We start from the raw sequence: 19,560 nt of genomic DNA on the forward strand, positions 1-19,560 counted from the left end.
GCGGAAGCGCGGTTATCGCACATCGCTTCACGGAAACCTCCTTTTCTCTGCAGCGGAATTATTTTGATTATAACAAAAAAACTCCCAAATGTTTGTAGTGCAGAAGGTTCCGGCACTGATATGCCGGCATATGGTTTCCTTTGTGATAGAATAGATGCAGCACAATGGATATCGTATTATCGACCGGCAAACAGCTCGACATCAAAAGCGGGGAAACCCTTCTGCAGGCTTTCAAACGTCAGGGTGTGTATCTCGTTGCCTCCTGCGGCGGGAAGGGATCATGCGGCAAGTGTCGCATCAGAGTCATGGAAGGTGAGTACAGAGCAGCATCACCGGGCAAACTCGACCCGGCCGACATACGGTCAGGAATTGCTCTGGCCTGCCAGACATTTCCACGGGAAAATCTCCTTATCGACATCCCCAAGGAATCCCTGCTGACTGTGGGAGATACAATCGAAACAGCACGGTCTGAAAATCTCCTTGAACTCTTCCAGACCCTCGACAGTACAATTTCTCCCCTTGTGCACATGATCCACCTGAATATCCCTCCGCCGACAATTGACAACAATATCAGCGATCTTGAAAGACTGCAGAAAGCGGCTGAGGAAAAGGGTGTGGAAGGCCTCAGGTTTTCCCACGATTTTGTCTCTTCCCTTGCCCGCTCCCTCAGGGATGCAGGATGGAATATCGATCTTTTCTGGACCGACAGGCAAGAAGCACTCTTTATTGCACCCCACCGCGACAGGAAACGTTGCGGGATTGCCGTTGATATCGGCACCACCACCCTGGTTCTGTACCTCATCAGCTTGGAGGACGGGAGGATTCTTGATGTCAGTTCGACCTATAACTCGCAGATGCGGTACGGAGACGACGTCATCACAAGGATCGTGCATGCAACCGAAGGCGGGGGCCTCGAAGATCTGAGGAATGCAGTGATAACCGATATCAACGACCTGCTCGCACCTGTTATTGAAAGACATTCTCTCACTGCTGAAGACATTGAGTCTGCAGTGATAGCGGGGAATACGACCATGTCCCATCTCTTCTGGGGACTTACCCCTGAGCATATCCGTGCAGAGCCTTACACCCCGACCGCGGGACTCTTCCCCCCGTGGCATGCCGGCACCGCGGGAATTCGCGTCAACGGACATGCTCCGGTCTACACGGTTCCCTGCGTTGCCAGTTACGTCGGAGGCGACATCGTAGCCGGGGTTCTCGCCTCATCAATGCATCGCAGCGACGAGATATCGCTCTTTATGGACATCGGCACCAACGGTGAGATTGTAATCGGGAACAGGGAATGGCTTGTGACCGCCGCATGTTCTGCAGGTCCATGCTTTGAGGGGAGCGGCATCAGGCACGGCATGAGGGCGACCGAAGGGGCCATTGCATCCATACAGCTTGCACCGGAAACATTCGAGCCTGTTTTCCAAGTAATCGGAAACGGCAAGCCGCAGGGGATATGCGGCTCCGGCATGATTGATGCCCTGACAGAGATGTTTCTGGGAGGAGTCATTGACCAGAAAGGAAAGTTCGTGCAGGGGGTGTCTGCAGAACGCATCAGGGAAGGAATCGAAGGGCCGGAGTTCCTTTTCTCCACCGACGGGAGGAGGGAAATCGTACTGACAGGAGTAGACATCGAGAATATCCTGAGGGCAAAAGCCGCAATGTTCGCGGGTGTTTCCCTTCTTCTGAAAAAAGTGGGACTTGGCTTAGATGATATCCGGCATGTGTATATTGCCGGAGGATTCGGCAACTACCTGAATGTCGACAAGGCGATCATTATCGGCATGCTGCCGGATATCCCGAGAGAGAAATATTCGTTTCTCGGCAACACCTCTGTGGCCGGGGCATATCTCTGCCTGCTGTCCGGAAAAATGCGCAGAGAGGCAGAAGAGATTGCCCGCACAATGACCAATATCGAACTCTCGGTTTCCAGAAGGTTTATGGACGAGTACATGTCTGCACTTTTCCTGCCGCATACTGATATCAGTCTTTTCCCGACAGTGCAGAAACTCCTCCGGAAATAAGGCATGAATGTGCCCCGTACAAAGCCTGCAACTCCTCTGGCGCCCCCGGAGGGGATAGCGGACCCTTTCAGTGCGCAGGGCCCGAAGACAGCAATTTCTCCACTTCTCTTCGTATGGCAGTAGCAGGGATGCCGCCGTGTATCTTCAAAATTCCGTTGATCAGCACAATGGGCGTGCTGAGTGCGCCCAGCCTCAGAAGCTCCTTTATATCATCAAACTCTTCTTCTCCGTCCATGAACAGGTCCACATATTCAACATACACGACAGACGGATAGAAATAATTCATTTCCTTGGACAGTTCATCCGTCAGCACCTTATTCGTCCCTGAAGCATCTTCCGTTGAGTTGTCATCGAAGAGGATACTCTCCACAGGACTATCCAGCACCTGGATGTGAACCCTTTGAAACATTCACACTACCTCTCTTTCCTTGCACTTACCAGCATATTGTCTATGAGCCTCGTATTCCCGATTCTTGCCGCAATCGCAAGCAGCACGTCACGGTGAATCTCGGAAAGCTCCCGGAGTGATTCAGGATCATAGACGCCGGCATAATCAATCGCTGATACCGCAGGTTCTTTTCTGAGCATATCCTGCATAGCTTTTTTGAGAATATCAGCTTGTATTATACCAGAATTGATCAACACGGAAGCCTCCTTCAGGCTCCTGTAAAGAATGGTTGCCGCTTCCCTCTCTTCTTTACCCAGATAGGAATTCCTTGAACTCATTGCGAGGCCATCCCGTTCCCTGACTGTCGGGCATATGACGACTTCGATATCCATATCAAGGTCCCTTGCCAGCCTTCTGATAACCACAGTCTGCTGGAAATCCTTCTGGCCAAAATATGCCCTTGTCGGTTTCACGAGATTGAAGAGTTTGGTAACGACGGTAGCGACTCCCCTGAAATGACCGGGACGGAGGGCACCGCAGAGACCTTCTGAAACATTTTCTACATCAATATATGTTGAGAATCCAGCCGGATACATCAGAGATGCATCCGGCAGAAACAGGACGTCAACTTCTTCCCTCGCCAGTTTTTCCGTGTCGCCCTCAATGTCCCTCGGGTATCTCTGAAAATCCTCTGAAGGGCCGAACTGAATCGGATTTACGAAAATGCTCACCACAGTGATGTCGTTCTCATGTCTTGCCCTTCTTGCAAGGCTGAGATGACCGTCATGAAGAGCTCCCATGGTCGGAACAAGCCCTATGGTCTTTCCGCGACGCAGACAGCCAATAACACTGTTCTGCATGACGCGCGGGATTCTGATGACTTCCATGGACACCTCGACAGAAAAATTTGCCCTGTGCAGGCTCTCGCTCGATATAAACTATCCAATAGATGATGTTTTTGTCAAACACCTGATCCACGCTCAGGCGGGATTTTTAAATACCTGATATGGTAAAATTCAAAATTGTGGAAGAAGTTGGCGTTGTGAAGGGCATCAATGGCTCCCTCGCAACGGTTTCTGTACCGAAGAAGAGTTCCTGCGAGGGATGCACACTGAAGACATGCAGACCGGCGGATCAATTCATGGAAATAGAGGCATTGAATCCTGTGGCTGCCCGGATCGGGCAGAAAGTGAGGATCACAATGAAGCCCCATACGTATCTCAGGGGATCGATCATCGTCTACGGCATCCCTGCTGCTTCCCTGATTGCAGGTGCTGTCGTGGGGAAGGAGCTGCTCAGCAGCTTTTTTCCGGGTCTTGATCCGGATACGGTATCTGCACTCTCCGGGGTTGGTGCTTTTGTAGCATCCTTTCTCCTGATAAAGGCATGGAGCAGACGGGATTTCGGAAAGTCTGACTGCACGCCGGTAATCAAGGAAATACTGAATGACCAGACGGGTTGAGGCTGAAGTAAAGCGCAGGAATCTCCGTATACCTTGCTCTTTACCTTGATCTCAACCTTAATTTCTTGAATACAGGGGGAACATATGGCAAATTTTGAAGTTGACAAAATCCGGAATATCGCTGTCCTCGCACACGGAGGGGCAGGCAAGACATCACTCGTTGAAGCAATGCTCTTCAATGCAGGGGCGATAGACAGACTCGGAAACGTTCAGGACGGCAACACCACAACGGATTTCGAACCCGAAGAGATTGAACGCAAGATAACAATCAGTTCTTCCCTCGCATTCTGCACGTGGAAAGGGTCCAGGATAAACGTGCTTGATACGCCTGGGTTCATCAATTTCCTTGAAGACACGCGGGGATGCCTGCGGGCGGCAGACGGTGCGGTCGTCATGGTGAGCGCAATCTCCGGAGTGAAGGCCGAAACCCAGAAGATATGGAAATATGCGTCTGAATTCGAACTGCCAAGGATTATCTTTATCAATAAAATGGATAAAGATACAGCCAGTTTCTCTCGGGCAGCCGGTGAGATAGAAAAGGCGTTCGAAACAGAAGCCCTGCCTCTCCAGCTTCCGATCGGCTCGGGAGAAGGATTCAGGGGAATCGTTGACATTATCACTATGAAGGCTGTGGTGTTTACGTCAGAAAAGGCAGAAGAAGCCGAAATACCGCCGGACATGCTTCCTGAAGCGGAAGAATACAGGAAGAAGCTCGTCGAAAAAATCGCTGAATCCGACGATACCCTGCTCGAGAAATACCTTGAAGGAGGAGAGCTCTCACACGATGAGATAATAAAGGGCGTAAAAGAAGGGTCACTCACAAAAAGATTCATCCCGGTCATCTGCGGATCTGCGCTCAGGGATATCGCTGTGCCGCAGCTCCTCGACACAATACTCCTCTGCCTCCCGTCGCCTGCCGAAATGGCCCGCATCGCTCCGATCAGAGGGAAAAACCCGAAGGACGGCACCGAGGTACAGAGAAAACCTTCTGCAGACGAACCCCTTGCAGCATATGTATTCAAAACGATCGCCGATCCGTTTGCCGGGAGGCTCTCGATATTCAGGGTCTTTTCCGGAACTCTCAAAGCCGACTCCTCGGTACTGAATGTTACGACCGGCGCAAAGGAAAGGATCGGTCAGGTATTCTTTCTTATGGGCAAGAAGCAGATACCGGCGCAGACGATAGGGCCGGGTGAAATAGGCGTCGTCGCCAAGCTGAAAGAAACCTATACCGGGGACACCCTGTCCGACGAGCCCAATCCGGTTTCCTTCGAAAAAGTGAAATTTGCTGATCCAATTATTTCCTATGCAATCGCGCCGAAGTCCAAAGGGGACGAAGACAAGGTCAGTACAGGATTAAACAGAATTCTCGAAGAAGACCCGACCCTGAGATTCCAGAGAGACGAAGAGACAAAGGAAATGCTGCTCTCGGGTATGGGTCAGGTGCATCTCGAAGTGACTCTTGAGAGGCTGAAAAGGAAATTCGGCGTCGAGGTTCTCATGAAGACACCGAAGGTGCCCTACAGGGAAACCATCAAGATTTCTACTAAGGCACAGGGAAAATATAAAAAGCAGTCAGGCGGCCGCGGCCAGTACGGTGACTGCTATCTCGAAATAGAACCGGTTGCACGGGGCGGAGGGTATGAATTCGTCGACAGGATTGTCGGGGGCGTTATCCCGCAGCAATACCGGCCTGCGGTCGAGAAAGGCGTAGTGGAGACCATGAAAGAGGGTGTTATTGCAGGGTACCCGCTTGTCGATATAAAGGTCACCCTGTATGACGGTTCCTACCATTCGGTGGACTCATCGGAAATGGCCTTCAAGATTGCCGGCTCAATGGCTTTAAGAAAGGCCGTAAATGATGCGAAACCGATACTGCTGGAACCCATAATGAAGGTTGAGGTAATTACTCCCGATGATACCCTCGGCGCGGTAATCGGGGATCTGAATTCAAAAAGGGGCAGGGTACAGGGGGTCGAGCCCCAGGCAGGCGGCAATCAGAAAATTAACGCACAAGTCCCCATGTCAGAAATGCTCGTATATGCTAACCAGCTGACCAGTCTGACGTCCGGAAGAGGGCTTTATTCCATGGAATTTTCCCATCACGAGGAACTTCCCAGCCACTTGACACAGAAGATCATCGCTGAACGGGAAGCTCAGAAGAAAGAAAAGGAAGAAGAGAAGTAAGAGGGGTTTCAGCTCATGCCAAAAGACTACAAGGATACCCTGAATCTTCCGCTGACAGATTTTCCCATGAAAGCCAATCTGGCACAGAAGGAGCCCTTTCTTCTCAGGTTCTGGGAGGAAAAGGAAATATACGCCAGAATCCAGGAAAAAAACAGGAAAGGCACGCACTACATTCTTCACGACGGCCCGCCATATGCAAACGGACATATCCATATCGGGCATGCCCTGAACAAGATACTCAAGGATATCATCGTGAAGTACAAATCGATGAAGGGTTTTTACGCTCCCTATGTGCCCGGCTGGGACTGCCACGGGCTCCCGATCGAACTCCAGGTTGACAAAAATCTCGGCGACAGGAAAGACACGCTTGATATCCTTGAAAAAAGAAGACTCTGCAAGGGATATGCAGCGGAATTCGTGGATATTCAGCGGGACGAATTCGTCAGGCTCGGGGTTTTCGGTGACTGGCAGACACCCTACCTGACCATGTCGAATGCATACGAGGGGACAATCGTAAGGGAATTCTGCCGTTTTTTCGAGAACGGATACGTCTATAAGGGGAAGAAACCCGTGCACTGGTGTCCTTCCTGCATTACCGCCCTTGCCGAGGCAGAGGTTGAGTACGGGAATAAAGAGTCCCCGTCAATATTCGTGAAATTCCCCCTTGATGAGGAAAATATCCGGCGATATTTCCCCGAACTGGAAGGGGAAAAGGTATCTGTACTGATATGGACAACCACTCCCTGGACCCTTCCTGCAAACCTTGCAGTGGCGTTTCATCCTGACTTCGGGTACATTGCCGTCAGGCAGGACAGCGAGACATATCTCATCGCAGAAGGAAGGCAGGAAGCCCTCAGGGAAAAAATCGGCCTTGGAGGGAATACCGTCTCAAGAAAAACCGGGAAAGAACTCGAGGGCATGCATGTTCGCCATCCTTTTTTCGGGAGACATTCCGTCGCAGTGCTCGGGGAATTCGTCTCACTCGAGGATGGAACCGGCATTGTCCACATTGCACCTGGGCATGGTGAAGACGACTATGAGACCGGGCTGAAATACAATCTCGATATCTATGCTCCCGTTGACAAGCATGGCAAGTTCAGGTTCAGCGGGACCGAACAGGACTCGTCCCTGCAGGGGAAGTTTGTGTTCAAGGCGAATGCGGAAATAATCGGAATCCTGAAAGAACACAATGCCCTTGTTATGGAAGAAAAGATCACACATTCATATCCCCATTGCTGGCGATGCAAAAAACCCGTCATTTTCCGGGCAACAGCGCAATGGTTCATCTCCATGGACAGGAAAGGGCTGAGGCAACAGGCTTTGTCGGAGATAGGAAACGCCACCTGGATTCCGAAATGGGGGATGGACAGAATTCAGGGGATGGTCTCCAACAGGCCTGACTGGTGTATCTCAAGGCAGAGGGCATGGGGGGTACCGATTACGGTGCTGAGATGTGATGCATGTGAGGAGTTTGTCTCAGACCATGATGTGTTATCACGCATTGTTGCCCTGGTGGAGGAACAGAGTGCCGATGTATGGTTTATGAAAAATCCCGAGGAATTCCTGCCCGCAGGATACGTGTGCAGGAAATGCGGCAGCTCATCCTTTTCGAAGGAAACGGACATCCTCGATGTCTGGTTCGACTCCGGTGTCAGCCACGCCGCTGTCATGGAGACAGACGAAAGGCTTTCCTGGCCTGCCGATATGTATCTTGAGGGGAGCGACCAGCACAGGGGATGGTTTCAGAGTTCCCTTCTCGCGTCTGTCGGAACCAGGGGGAAAGCCCCTTACAGGACTGTGCTTACCCACGGGTTCACGGTCGACGGTCAGGGCAAGAAGATGTCCAAATCCCTCGGAAACGTGGTCGCACCGCAGGAGGTCATTAAGAGCAACGGCGCGGAGATACTCCGCCTGTGGGTTTCAGCTGAGGATTACCGGGATGACGTAAGAATCTCGAAGGAGATACTCGACAGACTCACGGAGGCATACCGGAAAATCAGGAACACCTGCAGGTTTCTGCTGGGGAATGTATATGATTTCGACGGGCAGGATTACCGTTCAGACATGCTGGAGATTGACAGATGGGCAATGAGCAGGCTGCAGAGCTTCACCCGAAAAGTCGTATCCGCCTATGACAGCTTTGATTTTCACGAGGTATTCCACAGCATCTATAATTTTTGTGTTGTCGATATGAGCTCTTTTTATCTCGATGTCCTGAAGGACAGGCTCTATACATTCAAATCCGACTCACGGGAAAGACGTGCTGCCCAGTGGGTCCTGAGCCGGATACTGTCGACGATGACAAGGCTGATGGCCCCGATACTTTCGTTTACCGCAGAGGAGGTCTGGCAGAATATAAGGCAAAAGGGCGAAAATCGGGAACAGAGTAAAACAGGGGTTGTGGAATCGGTATTCCTCGCTTCATTCCCGGAGGTCAATGAAGAATTCCATGACCCGAACCTTGAGAAAACATGGAACGATCTGTTCATGCTGAGAAATGAGGTAAACAAGGCAATCGAGATCAGGAGGATGGAAAGATTCCTCGGCAATTCTCTCGAAGCACGGATCGTGCTCCGGCTTCCGGAACAATACAAAACCCCTGTTGCAGAGAGAAAAGACTTTCTCGCAACCTTTTTCATCGTCTCATCAGTAGCGCTCTCCGGGGAAAGCAATCCTGATGCTTTCAAAAGCACAGAGATCGAAGGACTCGAGATCAGTGTGGAAAAGGCCTCTGGCACAAAGTGCCAGAGATGCTGGAACTGGAGTGAGGCCGTCGGCACATTTGCAGATGCTTCCGACCTCTGCGACCGCTGTCATAAGGTCGTGTTCGGCAAAGAAGCACGTTGATTTCTTTCCCGGAATACCGGCAGGATGTCACCGGAGTAGCGGTCTTTTTGCACAGGGCGGGCAGAGAATGAAAAGAAATGCATATGTTTTCCTGATTGTTGTTGGTATCGTGGTGCTCGATCAGGTCACCAAATACTGGATCGCCAGCTCCATGGGTCCGACCGATTCCATAGAGCTGTTCCCGTTCCTCCACATCGTCAATGTAAGGAACACCGGCGCCGCATTTGGGAGTTTCAGAGAACTCGGGAGCAGTTTCTTCATTATTGTTTCGGGAATGGCCATTGTCTTCGTGATATATCTTCTGCACAAAAGGCTCTATAATACCATTGGACTTTCCCTCATCCTTGGGGGAGCCATAGGCAATCTCATCGACAGGATCGCCTACGGCCAGGTTGTCGATTTTATCGATTTTTCTGTCGGCAGGTTTCACTGGCCTGCGTTCAATGTGGCGGACTCCTCCCTTACCATCGGTATCGGGGTGATCTTTCTGACTTCGTTTCTCAAAAAGCAGCCTTCGCCCACACAATAAGTATCCCCTGCAGGTACCGGCAATCCCCTGCAAAAGATCATGGTGCAATGATCTGTGCCATCTTTCCTGGTAACCCGGAGCACAAACCCCGGTGACGGCATTTGACTTCTTCCCCCTGTTTGGATAATAGTAAAGGGAACCTTCACCGGAAAGGGGGATTTTCAGGGGGATGAAATACACGGTATCCACACTGTGTCTTGCCATGAGTCTTTTGGTTGCTGCCGTCACTGCGGGTGGTGCGGAATGGGAATATCTTGGCGCAGACAAGAACGGGATTCCGCTTTTTTATGACAAAAAGAATATTACTGAATCTGACGGCATAATAAAAATCTTTCAGAAGCAGGCATATCCCGAAGAGATGCTGCAGCGGATAGGGGAAAGGTTTGGCGCCAGATACGCGGATTTGAAGAAGATCGTGAACCTGGTAGAAATAGACTGTGAAAGCAGAAGTACCAGAACCAGCTCCGTCACCTATTATGACGCAAAAGACAACATCATCGAAACAAAACAGGGAGATAGAGAGTGGACATCAATTCCGTATGCACATGCATCAGCATCAAACATCCTTTATGAACTCTCCTGTCCTGCCGAATGGACTCATATCACCTCGTCAAAGGAGCAGGATTATTTCCTGAATGCACGCAGAATCTCATCCAGCACCTCTGATGTGACATTCTGGATGAAAGGGGTTGACCGCACAACCTCACTGGACACGGAAAAGGACAAATTCACGATAAGATGCAATAACGGAACCTATGCCCTCAGGTACCACGTCAAATATGCCCCTGACGGCACGGCATCGACAGTAAAATCCTATGAACGTCTCGCAGAATGGTCAAAGATCGGCAATGATACAATAATCGGCTTTTTCCGGCAGGTCCTGTGCACTGATGGTCTCGCAAGGAAAGATATCAGGGAGCATCTGAACTATCTTACACAGAAATAGCAATCGCCGTTTTCTGCGCTGCAGTCTGATTTGGCCTTCTGTGCTATTATATGTAAATGTATCCGGTCCTGTTCAAATTTGGCCCTCTTACAGTTCACACGTACGGCTTCCTCGTAGCGCTTGGCTTCCTCATCGGATTGAGCTTTGCCGTAATACAGGCAAAAAAGGAGGGGGTTTCCTCAGAGAAAATCATCGACCTCTCATTTTACCTGCTCCTTTCCGCAATAATCGGTTCAAGACTTTTTTTCGTCTTCATTAATTTCGACCACTATCTCAGCAAACCTCTTGACATATTCAAGATATGGGAAGGCGGCCTGGTCTTTTACGGCGGAGTGCTCCTCGCAATTCCCACCGTACTGTGGTACGTGAAAAAACACAGCCTCCCTTTCTGGAGTACTGCAGATATATTTACACCTTCAATTGCAATCGGACATTCCTTCGGGAGGCTCGGCTGCTTTGCTGCAGGCTGCTGCTACGGGAAGACCGCTGAACTGCTCCCGTGGGGAGTAATCTTTACCGACCCCGAATGTCTTGCACCCACCAGGCTTCCGCTGCACCCAACACAACTCTATGAGTCTGCAGGAGAGTTCGTCAACTTCCTTGTGCTTCTGGGCTTAAGGAGGCACAAGTCTTTCAATGGCCAGCTTTTCATGACCTACCTGCTCCTGTATTCCGTCCTGAGATTTACTGTCGAGTTTTTCAGGGGTGACATCAGCAGGGGATTCATCTATTCTCAACTTTCCGTTTCGCAGGGAATCAGTATTCTGCTGTTTCTTGGAGGCATTGCAGGCTTCATCATCCTGAAACACAGGAATCGCCGTGTCACGGGAAACAGCCCCTGATATACGCATTCTCTTCATTACTACGTAAGGGGCATGCCTTTTTTCTTCTCTCCGGAGCGGTCAGGTTGCAGGTCCTCGGGAACCCGGATGCCATGGAAACAGCGTCCCCCGGGGCAGTTTTGAAAGCTTCATGATTTTCTGATATATTTATCAGTGGAATGCGCCGCAGATTTTCGCATCTCCTGAAGAAAAAGACCGGGAGGGACTTATGCTTAAGAAAGTGAATCCGCTCGAAACAGCCGCATGGAAGAAGCTCCAGGACCACTTCATCCTCATGAAAGATAAAAGGATGGATGCAATGTTCCGTGAATCTCCCGAACGGTTTTCCAGGTTTTCCCTCCGGTTTGAAGACATCCTGCTTGACTACTCAAAAAATATCATCACCGACGAAACCCTCCGGCTTTTTCTTGCGCTGGCCGAAGAAGTGCACCTCCGGGAAGCGATCGAGAAAATGTTCTCCGGAGATGCGATAAACGAAACCGAAAACCGTGCAGTGCTGCATACCGCGCTCAGGAACCGTGCAAACTCGCCGGTGTATGTAAACGGCAATGACGTCATGCCCGAAGTGAACCGGGTGCTGAACCAAATGGAGGGCTTTTCAGAACTGGTTCTCTCAGGGAAATGGAAGGGCTATGCCGGAAAACCTGTTTCGGATATCGTGAACATCGGTATCGGCGGCTCTGACCTCGGACCGGTGATGGTCACCGAAGCCCTGAAACCGTATAAAATGTCCCGTATCAATGCGCACTTTGTTTCGAACATAGACGCCACGCATATCACTGAAACCCTGAAAAACCTGTCACCCGAAACGACATTGTTCATGATTGCCTCAAAGACGTTTACCACACAGGAGACCATGACAAACGCACACACCGCACGAAAATGGTTTCTCGCCGCCGCAAAGGATGAAATCCATATACAGAAACATTTTGTGGCGATATCCACCAATGAGGAAGCGGTGAAGGATTTCGGGATCGATCCCGCTCACATGTTCCGCTTCTGGGACTGGGTCGGTGGAAGATATTCCCTCTGGTCCGCCATAGGGCTCTCGATCGCCTGTGCTGTCGGCTTCGAGAACTTCACTGAACTGCTTGAAGGCGCGCACGCAATGGACAGGCATTTCAGAGAAACGCCTTTTGAGAAAAACATCCCCGTGATCCTGGCATGTATCGGCATCTGGTACAACAATTTTTTCGGAGCCCAGACTGAGGCCATCCTTCCGTATGACCAGTACATGCACAGGTTCCCTGCCTATTTCCAGCAGGGCAATATGGAAAGCAACGGGAAAAGTGTCGGCAGGGACGGACATGAAATCGCACATCAGTCAGGTCCGGTTATCTGGGGAGAACCCGGAACAAACGGCCAGCATGCCTTTTACCAGCTGCTCCACCAGGGGACCAAACTGGTACCCTGCGATTTTATCGCGCCCGCGATCAGCCACAACCCGTCCGGAGACCATCACCCCACGCTGCTCTCGAATTTCTTCGCACAGACCGAGGCATTGATGAAAGGCAGATCCGAAGATGAGGTCGTCGGGGAACTCAGGCGGGCGGGGAAAAGCGAAGAGGAGATTAGGAGACTAGCTCCGTTCATGGTTTTCAAGGGGAACAGGCCTTCCAATTCGATCCTCTGCAAGAAACTCACTCCGAGGACACTCGGCAGTCTGATCGCAATGTACGAACATAAAATCTTTGTCCAGGGTGTCGTCTGGAATATCTTCAGTTTTGATCAGTGGGGGGTGGAACTCGGGAAACAGCTCGCCGCGAAAATCCTTCCCGAACTCGGAAATGATGATCCGGTGTCTTCCCACGATCCATCAACGAACGGTCTTATCAATGCATTCAAGGAAATGCGAAGAAAAGCATAACACTGCGTTGTGTGCCCGCGGATAAAATGATACCGTTCAGAGCGGCAGATACGCCCTTGGATTAAGGTCCAGTCCGGCTGTATTCCCCGATTTCAGATGATGATACCCGGCTGCAGCGATCATCGCCGCATTGTCGGTGCAAAGGGATACTGCCGGGATGAAGACGTCCGCATCCCGCTCCGCAGCCATCTCTTTCATCCTCTTCCTCAGCGCACTGTTCGCAGCTACGCCTCCTGAGAGCACCAGCCTTGTCATGCGTTCTTTCCTGATCGCCCATTCTGTCTTCCGTACCAGCACATCCACCACAGACGCCTGAAAGGATGCGGCGATATCCTCCAGTCTGTGGCTGACGCCCCCTGTGCCCTGCTTTCTCACCAGGTGGAGCACCGCGGTCTTCAGCCCGCTGAAGCTGAAGTCGAGGGATTCTGGAAGGTAGGCCCTCGGGAAATCAATCGCCTTCGGGTCCCCATCTGATGCAAGCCTGTCGATGACTGGTCCTCCGGGATAGCCAAGCCCGAGGAGTTTTGAAACCTTGTCGTATGCTTCGCCTGCTGCGTCGTCCCTTGTCCTCCCGAGCTCCCTGTACCTGCCGAATTCCTCAACCCTGAAAAGGCAGGTATGGCCGCCTGAAACCATGAGTGAGAGAAAAGGAAACGAGGGCTTCGGATCATCAAGAAATGCAGAAAATATGTGTCCCTCGAGGTGATTGACCGCAACCAGAGGTATTTTCTTTGTATAACTCACTGCCTTCGCAAAAGAGCATCCTACAAGAAGAGACCCGATCAGCCCCGGCCCTTGGCAGACCGCGATACCGGACAGGTTCTGGAAGAGAATTCCCGCCTGCCGGAGCGCCTCATCAACCACCGGCCAGATCATCTCGATATGTCTGCGGGATGCAAGCTCGGGTACAATGCCTCCGTATTTTTTATGGATTTCAGTCTGGCTGGAGATCACATTCGAGACTATCTGTACGCCGTTTTCCACGACTGCCGCAGAAGTATCATCACATGACGTATCGATGCCGAGGACGAGCATGAAACCCCTTTAAGGCGAATGCTCGAAGATGTTCACCCCTTTGGGAAAGGAAAATTCGAAAAGCGTGTCTTCCAGGCCGGTATTGATCCTGACATCCTTCAGGACCATCTCTATCCTGTTCGAAAGCGCGTCGATAATGGTAAACGACTTGATCGGAAACGCATCCCCGGAAGGCACTATCTCGATAGAGAGTATGTTTCCCATGGATTTTCTGGGCTTGAGAATGAGTGTGCCGTTTTTCTCCGTAACAGAAAACTCCTCCCGTATATTCCCGAAGCCGTTCAGCAGCGCAATCGGTGCCTGTCCGTACGTCTTCCTGTCGAACTTCCCCCTGAATGCCTGTTTTTCCTTTTTCTGGTAGATGAGAATTTCGCCGTTATTGATAACCACGTCCTGCGCATGTTCGCCTGAATAGTTCCATTTCAGCTTCATCGGTCTCTTAATATAAAAAAGGCCCTTGAAACTGTCCGTACGTTTCAGGTCACTGATATGGCTTTTCTGAATAAAATTGCCGCTGATGTCCCTGATTGTTTCATATGCATTCTGTATCTTCGCAACTTCATCATCGACTGATGAGGCCGCATCGGCAGAAGAAAACAGACAACAGCAGATGAAAGTCAGCAGAAAAAAAACCGGGTATCCGGTATGTCTTCTGGAATAGTTCATCGTCTCATCCTTTTCTGTAGTGTAACAGGAATACGTCATTCCTTTCGCGATTTTTTAAGAATACCACACAGGGAAATCCATACTCAATACAACAGAACCGTCCTGTTTCCGCAAAGCTTTGAGCGCAGGAAAGCTGCGGGACCGTCATATTCAGCAAGGACATGGTATTGCGCAAACAGTAGCACACGGGATATAGTTATTCATGTCAGGGACATGGCGTTTCATCGACAGCGGGAACTGTTCCGCGGCCTTCAACATGGCCATGGATGAGGCTATTGCAACCTCTGTCAGGAGAGCGGACTCTGCTCCGACATTCAGGTTTTACGGCTGGGATGTCCCGTCCGTCAGCATCGGATACTTCCAGAAAATACACGATATCGATCTTCAGTCCTGCAAAAAGAACCATATCCCCGTAGTAAGAAGGCTTACCGGCGGACGCGCCGTCCTGCACGGCAATGAGATCACCTACAGTTTTTCCTCAAAATCTTCCGGTATGCTGTCCGGAGGACTGCGCGACAGTTATAGAAAACTCAGTGAGGCCTTTTCACTTGCACTGTCAAAGATCGGGATAGCAACAGATACCGATCTGGAGAGAAAGAGGCGCCGTTCCCCTGACTCTGTGCACCGGGAGCGAAGCCCGGAATGTTTTCAGTCAACCTCATTCGGCGAACTCACGTCATCCAGCAAAAAAATTATCGGGTCTGCCCAGAGACGATGGGCTGACGGTCTGCTTCAGCAAGGGTCACTGCCGTTTATGCTGAATTCGGATGCCATGCGGGAGATATTCATGCAGAAGCCGGATGCAAACGTCGAAAAGTCCTATATCGGTCTGAATGAAATTCTGCCTGACCTCGGAATCGACATGGTAAAAGACGTTATTAAGATCTCGTTTGAAGAGACCTTCGGGATACGATTTGTTCCGTCTCCCCCTTCAGAGGAAGAATTCTCACTTGCCCGCGTCTTCGAGGCTGAAAAATATTCCTCCCGCGCATGGACTTTCAGACGATAAACAGTCCCAATTCGGGTATAATGGAAAATCATGTATATTTTTCTGAACGGAAAGATTGTTCCTTCAAAAGAAGCAGTCGTTTCAGTCTTTGACCACGGGTTCCTCTACGGCGACGGAATCTATGAAACCATGCGGGTCTATGACGGTGTGGTATTCAAGATTGATGAACACCTCCGCAGGCTTTACCGCTCTGCGTCCCTTATCGGGCTGACGATTCCCCCCGATATAAACTATTTCAAAATAGCACTCTACGAAACACTGATTGCCAACGCACTCAGGAACGCGTACGTCAGACTGACAGTTTCCAGGGGACACGGTCCGCTCGGTCTTGATCCTGACCTCTGCGCCGAGCCGACAATCGTTATCTTTGCACAGGAACTCAGGGAATATCCCAGAGCCTTCTACGACAGCGGCATCAGTCTGATCATCGCTGAAACGCGGAGGAACCTCAGGGAGGCAATCGACCCGCGCATAAAATCACTCAATTTTTTGAACAATATCCTCGCAAAAATCGAGGCGAAAAAGAGTAACGCATATGAAGCACTGATGCTGAATGCGCATGGAAACCTTACCGAAGGCACGATCAGCAATATTTTCTTCTGTGCAAACGGACTGCTCTGCACCCCGTCGCCTGACTGCGGGATACTCGATGGAATAACACGCGGAATCATCATTGACCTTGCCAGAAAAGAAGGGATCAGGGTCGCGGAAGGGAAATTCACACAACACGACATTTATGCCGCCGAAGAGGTCTTTATCACCAATACCACGATGGAGGCGATGCCGGTATCGAGAGTCGATTCACAAACCTATCCTGTCGGACAGGTCGCACGGCTGCTCAGAAAACTGTACCGCCGGGAAGTGAATGCATATGTTGCCAATGAAAAGGCAGAAGGGCCTTCGTTGTGGGGATTGGAAGAGTAAGCGCTTACCTTCTATAATTCCTGCGAATCGCGTTATTTTGGCACTTTAAATGAACAGTTTTCTTAAAACCTGAGATGGATAATATGTATTGCCTAACTGATCTGACATCTATAAAATATGGCCTAGCGTCTGCAACTTACGAACGCAGAAAAAGAAGGGGGGTGGGAGATGGTAAAACTGGTTGCACCTGTTTTCTAAAACAGGGGACGGTATTTATTCAGTAAGACAATTATATTGCATATTCAGAGAAGTCTAACAATGTCTTTTGGGGGGAAGATATGTTGAAACGACTGTTAATCATTATATGCTTTCTGGTTGTTACGCCGGATTTCTCATTTGCGAAAAACGATATCAATGTTGAGTTTGAAGGTCGATATTGGATTACTGATTTGACTGCAGAGGCCAAAGTCACAGAGGATGGCATCGGAACAGAAATAGATTTCCAGGATGATCTCGGGCTTGATGACAAAAACTTTCCTGAAGGCAGATTCACGTGGTATCCTGGTGCCAACAGCAGAATAAGGGTTTCCTATACACAAATATCATACGACGGTGATAAGGAGATTGATAAAACAATAGATTTTGCAGGAGAAACCTATTCGATAGGGTCTCGGGTAATCACAGACCTCGAGCTGAAGTATCTGCGACTCGGATGGATATGGCAGTTTGTCAATATAAGGAATGGCACATTCAAATTCGGAACGGTGTTGGAAGGGAAAGTTGCATGGATTGACGCTTCACTTGATGCACCAAATGAAATACCTCCTGTAAAAGAATCCGAGAAATTGTGGGGCGGACTTCCCACGATTGGCGTCGCAGTCGATATCAACCCACATGAAGTCGTTAATATTTTTGGGGAGATATCCGGAATGACCGCCGGCAAATACGGCTATTTTATTGATGGAGAAGCAGGAGTAAAAATTATTCCAATAAAAAATCTAAGCATAATAGGCGGCTACAGAATTTTTGATATAAAAGCAAAAGATGATCCTGATTTTGCAAAGCTTAGAATTTCCGGATTCTTTTCAGGGGTAACGTTGAGATTCTAATAATGGATATTGCGTGTCATTGTGATAAAGGGCTTGGAACTACCAGGCCCTTTTGAATTGTTCTTGTTCTTCCTGACACAAACATCTGTTAAGATTCCGAAAGACGGCAAGCATTCACATAAGAATACTCAATGTCAAAATTTATTAACTATGTTGATTGTGCCAAGACCTATACATTGAACCTGAAATTAATAATATCCCCGTCTTGCACTTCATAAGACTTGCCTTCGAGCCTCAGGAGTCCTTTCTCCCTGGCATGTTGCATACTTCCTGATACAATAAAGTCTTCATAGGAAATGACTTCTGCCCTGATAAAACCCCTCTCGATATCTGAGTGAATCTTTCCTGCCGCTATGACTGCATTTGTATGGCTCCTTACAGTCCATGCCCTCACCTCATCTTCTCCGACCGTAATAAATGATATCAGACCGAGCAGTCGATAACATGTCCGTATCAGTCTGTGTGAGGCTGGCTCCTCAATGCCGAGTTCTTTCAGAAATGGTTCTCTTTCGTTGTCAGGAAGCTGCGATATCTCCATTTCAATTTTTCCGCAAAGAGTTAGGGTATCCACCGATCGATAACAATTCAGGATCGATGATTCAAGAGCCTTAGTATATTCTGTATCGTCCTCTCTTTCCCCGCCGTTAAGGACAATTACCTTTGGAATCATTGAAAGAAATTGCAGATGTCTCATTGTCCTCATTTCCTCACCGGTAAATGCAACGTCTCTCAGTGCTTTCTCTTGTAATAGGGAATCCTTGCATTTCAGAAGCACTCGCTTTTCTGTTTCATCAGGTTTTTTCCCGCGCTTCTTTCCTTCCTCCATGCGTTCAAGACGTGTTTCTATTAATGAGAGGTCAGCAAAGATCAGTTCGAGTTCAAGCGTCTCAATATCTCTCACTGGGTTTATGCTTTCCATAGGATGAATAACGGATTCATCGTAAAAGGCTCTCACAACATGGACAATAGCATCAGCGTCCTTTATAAGATCAAAGATTTTCTTGTTCAGTTTGAGATCACCTTTCGTAATGCCGAGATAATCAAAATATTCAATCGTGGCATACGTTGTCTTTTTCGGCCTGTAAATCTCGGACAGCGTGTCAATTTCCGCATGAGGCACCTTCACAATACCGATATTCGGGTCACCAGTAACTGTTGGATATAACGTAGTCTCACTATTCAAGCCCGTCAGGGCATTGAAGATAGTAGTTTTTCCTGCATTCGTCAAACCAATAAGCGCGACTTTCATTGTTCCTCCATGTTTAGTACAAGGTTGCTGCAGGAACCAGCTCCGGCAGCAAAACATTAATTATAAACGAATCACTTTATCAAAAGCGAGCTTCTGGTTATTTCCCACACAGGTGTAAAATTGAAAGAGAAAAAAAGAGATGCGTCTCAGGGGAGGAACTCTTCATTTCAAATGCTTCTGAAAGGCAACAATGGTTCCTGTTACAAACACCATCAAAGGTTCCGACAAATTGCAAGCATTCACATAGAAAGAGAGATTTTGAAGCCTTAGAAGTAGAGCTTTGTCTTCTCCCTAAAGTCAACACCGGAAAATTTTGTGTAAGCTGTAATAATTTCTTTAGGGAATAATTGCAGTACAAACCTCTACGAACAAGGTGCCCGACGCAAAGAAAATTACGGAGAAGCATTGAGATATCTATTTTAGAAATCCAGCGGACTTTTTGCCTCTTTTAACGTCCTGCTCGGAATGCAGTGAGTATAAATCATAGTTGTCCTTACGTCGCTATGGCCGAGAAGAGTCTGGATTGTGCG

The 19,560-nt window shown here is 49.3% G+C and carries 17 protein-coding genes; 11 read left to right on the forward strand and 6 right to left on the reverse strand.

Annotation, left to right across the window (positions count from 1 at the left end; genetic code table 11):
• Nucleotides 1–164: 164 nt before the first annotated feature.
• The gene (locus AB1552_05345) at nt 165–2,030 is read left to right on the forward strand and encodes an ASKHA domain-containing protein (protein ID MEW6053203.1); all 1,866 of its coding nucleotides are present in this window, start codon (nt 165–167) and stop codon (nt 2,028–2,030) included.
• A 67-nt stretch (nt 2,031–2,097) separates the two neighbouring features.
• On the opposite strand, the gene AB1552_05350 is transcribed toward AB1552_05345, so the two are convergent.
• A complete protein-coding gene (locus tag AB1552_05350; protein ID MEW6053204.1) occupies nt 2,098–2,439 on the reverse strand; it encodes a hypothetical protein in 342 nt (113 codons plus the stop codon).
• A 5-nt stretch (nt 2,440–2,444) separates the two neighbouring features.
• Nucleotides 2,445–3,305: a pantoate--beta-alanine ligase gene (gene panC, locus AB1552_05355; GenBank protein ID MEW6053205.1), complete on the reverse strand. Its 861-nt coding sequence runs from the start codon at nt 3,303–3,305 to the stop codon at nt 2,445–2,447.
• Between the two features lie 119 nt (nt 3,306–3,424).
• Between panC and AB1552_05360 the strand changes: the two genes are divergently transcribed.
• From AB1552_05360 to pgi, 7 genes are all read left to right on the forward strand, one after another.
• The gene (locus tag AB1552_05360; protein ID MEW6053206.1) at nt 3,425–3,880 is read left to right on the forward strand and encodes a SoxR reducing system RseC family protein; all 456 of its coding nucleotides are present in this window, start codon (nt 3,425–3,427) and stop codon (nt 3,878–3,880) included.
• An 84-nt stretch (nt 3,881–3,964) separates the two neighbouring features.
• A complete protein-coding gene (gene fusA / locus AB1552_05365; GenBank protein ID MEW6053207.1) occupies nt 3,965–6,067 on the forward strand; it encodes an elongation factor G in 2,103 nt (700 codons plus the stop codon).
• Between the two features lie 15 nt (nt 6,068–6,082).
• Nucleotides 6,083–8,914 carry an isoleucine--tRNA ligase gene (gene ileS, locus AB1552_05370; protein MEW6053208.1) on the forward strand — a complete coding sequence of 944 codons (2,832 nt, stop codon included), beginning with the start codon at nt 6,083–6,085 and terminating at the stop codon, nt 8,912–8,914.
• Nucleotides 8,915–8,981: 67 nt separating this feature from the next.
• Nucleotides 8,982–9,443 carry a signal peptidase II gene (gene lspA / locus AB1552_05375; GenBank protein ID MEW6053209.1) on the forward strand — a complete coding sequence of 154 codons (462 nt, stop codon included), beginning with the start codon at nt 8,982–8,984 and terminating at the stop codon, nt 9,441–9,443.
• A gap of 169 nt (nt 9,444–9,612) precedes the next feature.
• Nucleotides 9,613–10,389 carry a surface-adhesin E family protein gene (locus tag AB1552_05380; protein MEW6053210.1) on the forward strand — a complete coding sequence of 259 codons (777 nt, stop codon included), beginning with the start codon at nt 9,613–9,615 and terminating at the stop codon, nt 10,387–10,389.
• Between the two features lie 56 nt (nt 10,390–10,445).
• On the forward strand, nt 10,446–11,231 hold the full coding sequence (gene lgt, locus AB1552_05385) for a prolipoprotein diacylglyceryl transferase (GenBank protein MEW6053211.1): 786 nt from the start codon (nt 10,446–10,448) through the stop codon (nt 11,229–11,231).
• A gap of 208 nt (nt 11,232–11,439) precedes the next feature.
• Nucleotides 11,440–13,098, forward strand: a complete 1,659-nt coding sequence (pgi, locus tag AB1552_05390) for a glucose-6-phosphate isomerase (GenBank protein MEW6053212.1) — start codon at nt 11,440–11,442, stop codon at nt 13,096–13,098.
• A gap of 36 nt (nt 13,099–13,134) precedes the next feature.
• Here the strand turns inward: pgi and tsaD are convergent, their stop codons facing one another.
• Nucleotides 13,135–14,133, reverse strand: coding sequence for a tRNA (adenosine(37)-N6)-threonylcarbamoyltransferase complex transferase subunit TsaD (gene tsaD, locus AB1552_05395; GenBank protein MEW6053213.1), 999 nt, complete (start codon nt 14,131–14,133; stop codon nt 13,135–13,137).
• Nucleotides 14,134–14,142: 9 nt separating this feature from the next.
• Nucleotides 14,143–14,799 (reverse strand): outer membrane lipoprotein carrier protein LolA, encoded by a 657-nt coding sequence (locus AB1552_05400; protein ID MEW6053214.1) that lies wholly within the window; start codon nt 14,797–14,799, stop codon nt 14,143–14,145.
• A 202-nt stretch (nt 14,800–15,001) separates the two neighbouring features.
• Between AB1552_05400 and AB1552_05405 the strand changes: the two genes are divergently transcribed.
• The 3 genes from AB1552_05405 to AB1552_05415 all read left to right on the forward strand — a co-directional run bounded on the left by AB1552_05405 (nt 15,002) and on the right by AB1552_05415 (nt 17,781).
• Nucleotides 15,002–15,808, forward strand: coding sequence for a biotin/lipoate A/B protein ligase family protein (locus AB1552_05405; protein MEW6053215.1), 807 nt, complete (start codon nt 15,002–15,004; stop codon nt 15,806–15,808).
• 30 nt (nt 15,809–15,838) lie between these two features.
• Nucleotides 15,839–16,732, forward strand: a complete 894-nt coding sequence (locus AB1552_05410; protein ID MEW6053216.1) for an aminotransferase class IV — start codon at nt 15,839–15,841, stop codon at nt 16,730–16,732.
• A 278-nt stretch (nt 16,733–17,010) separates the two neighbouring features.
• Nucleotides 17,011–17,781 (forward strand): hypothetical protein, encoded by a 771-nt coding sequence (locus AB1552_05415; GenBank protein MEW6053217.1) that lies wholly within the window; start codon nt 17,011–17,013, stop codon nt 17,779–17,781.
• 169 nt (nt 17,782–17,950) lie between these two features.
• Here the strand turns inward: AB1552_05415 and ychF are convergent, their stop codons facing one another.
• Both ychF and AB1552_05425 read right to left on the reverse strand, forming a co-directional pair.
• Nucleotides 17,951–19,030 (reverse strand): redox-regulated ATPase YchF, encoded by a 1,080-nt coding sequence (gene ychF, locus AB1552_05420; protein MEW6053218.1) that lies wholly within the window; start codon nt 19,028–19,030, stop codon nt 17,951–17,953.
• A gap of 419 nt (nt 19,031–19,449) precedes the next feature.
• On the reverse strand, nt 19,450–19,560 hold a 111-nt coding region (locus AB1552_05425), incomplete at its 5' end, for an integron integrase (GenBank protein ID MEW6053219.1).

It is taken from the genome of Nitrospirota bacterium (assembly GCA_040754395.1).
Classification (GTDB): domain Bacteria; phylum Nitrospirota; class Thermodesulfovibrionia; order Thermodesulfovibrionales; family SM23-35; genus JBFMCL01.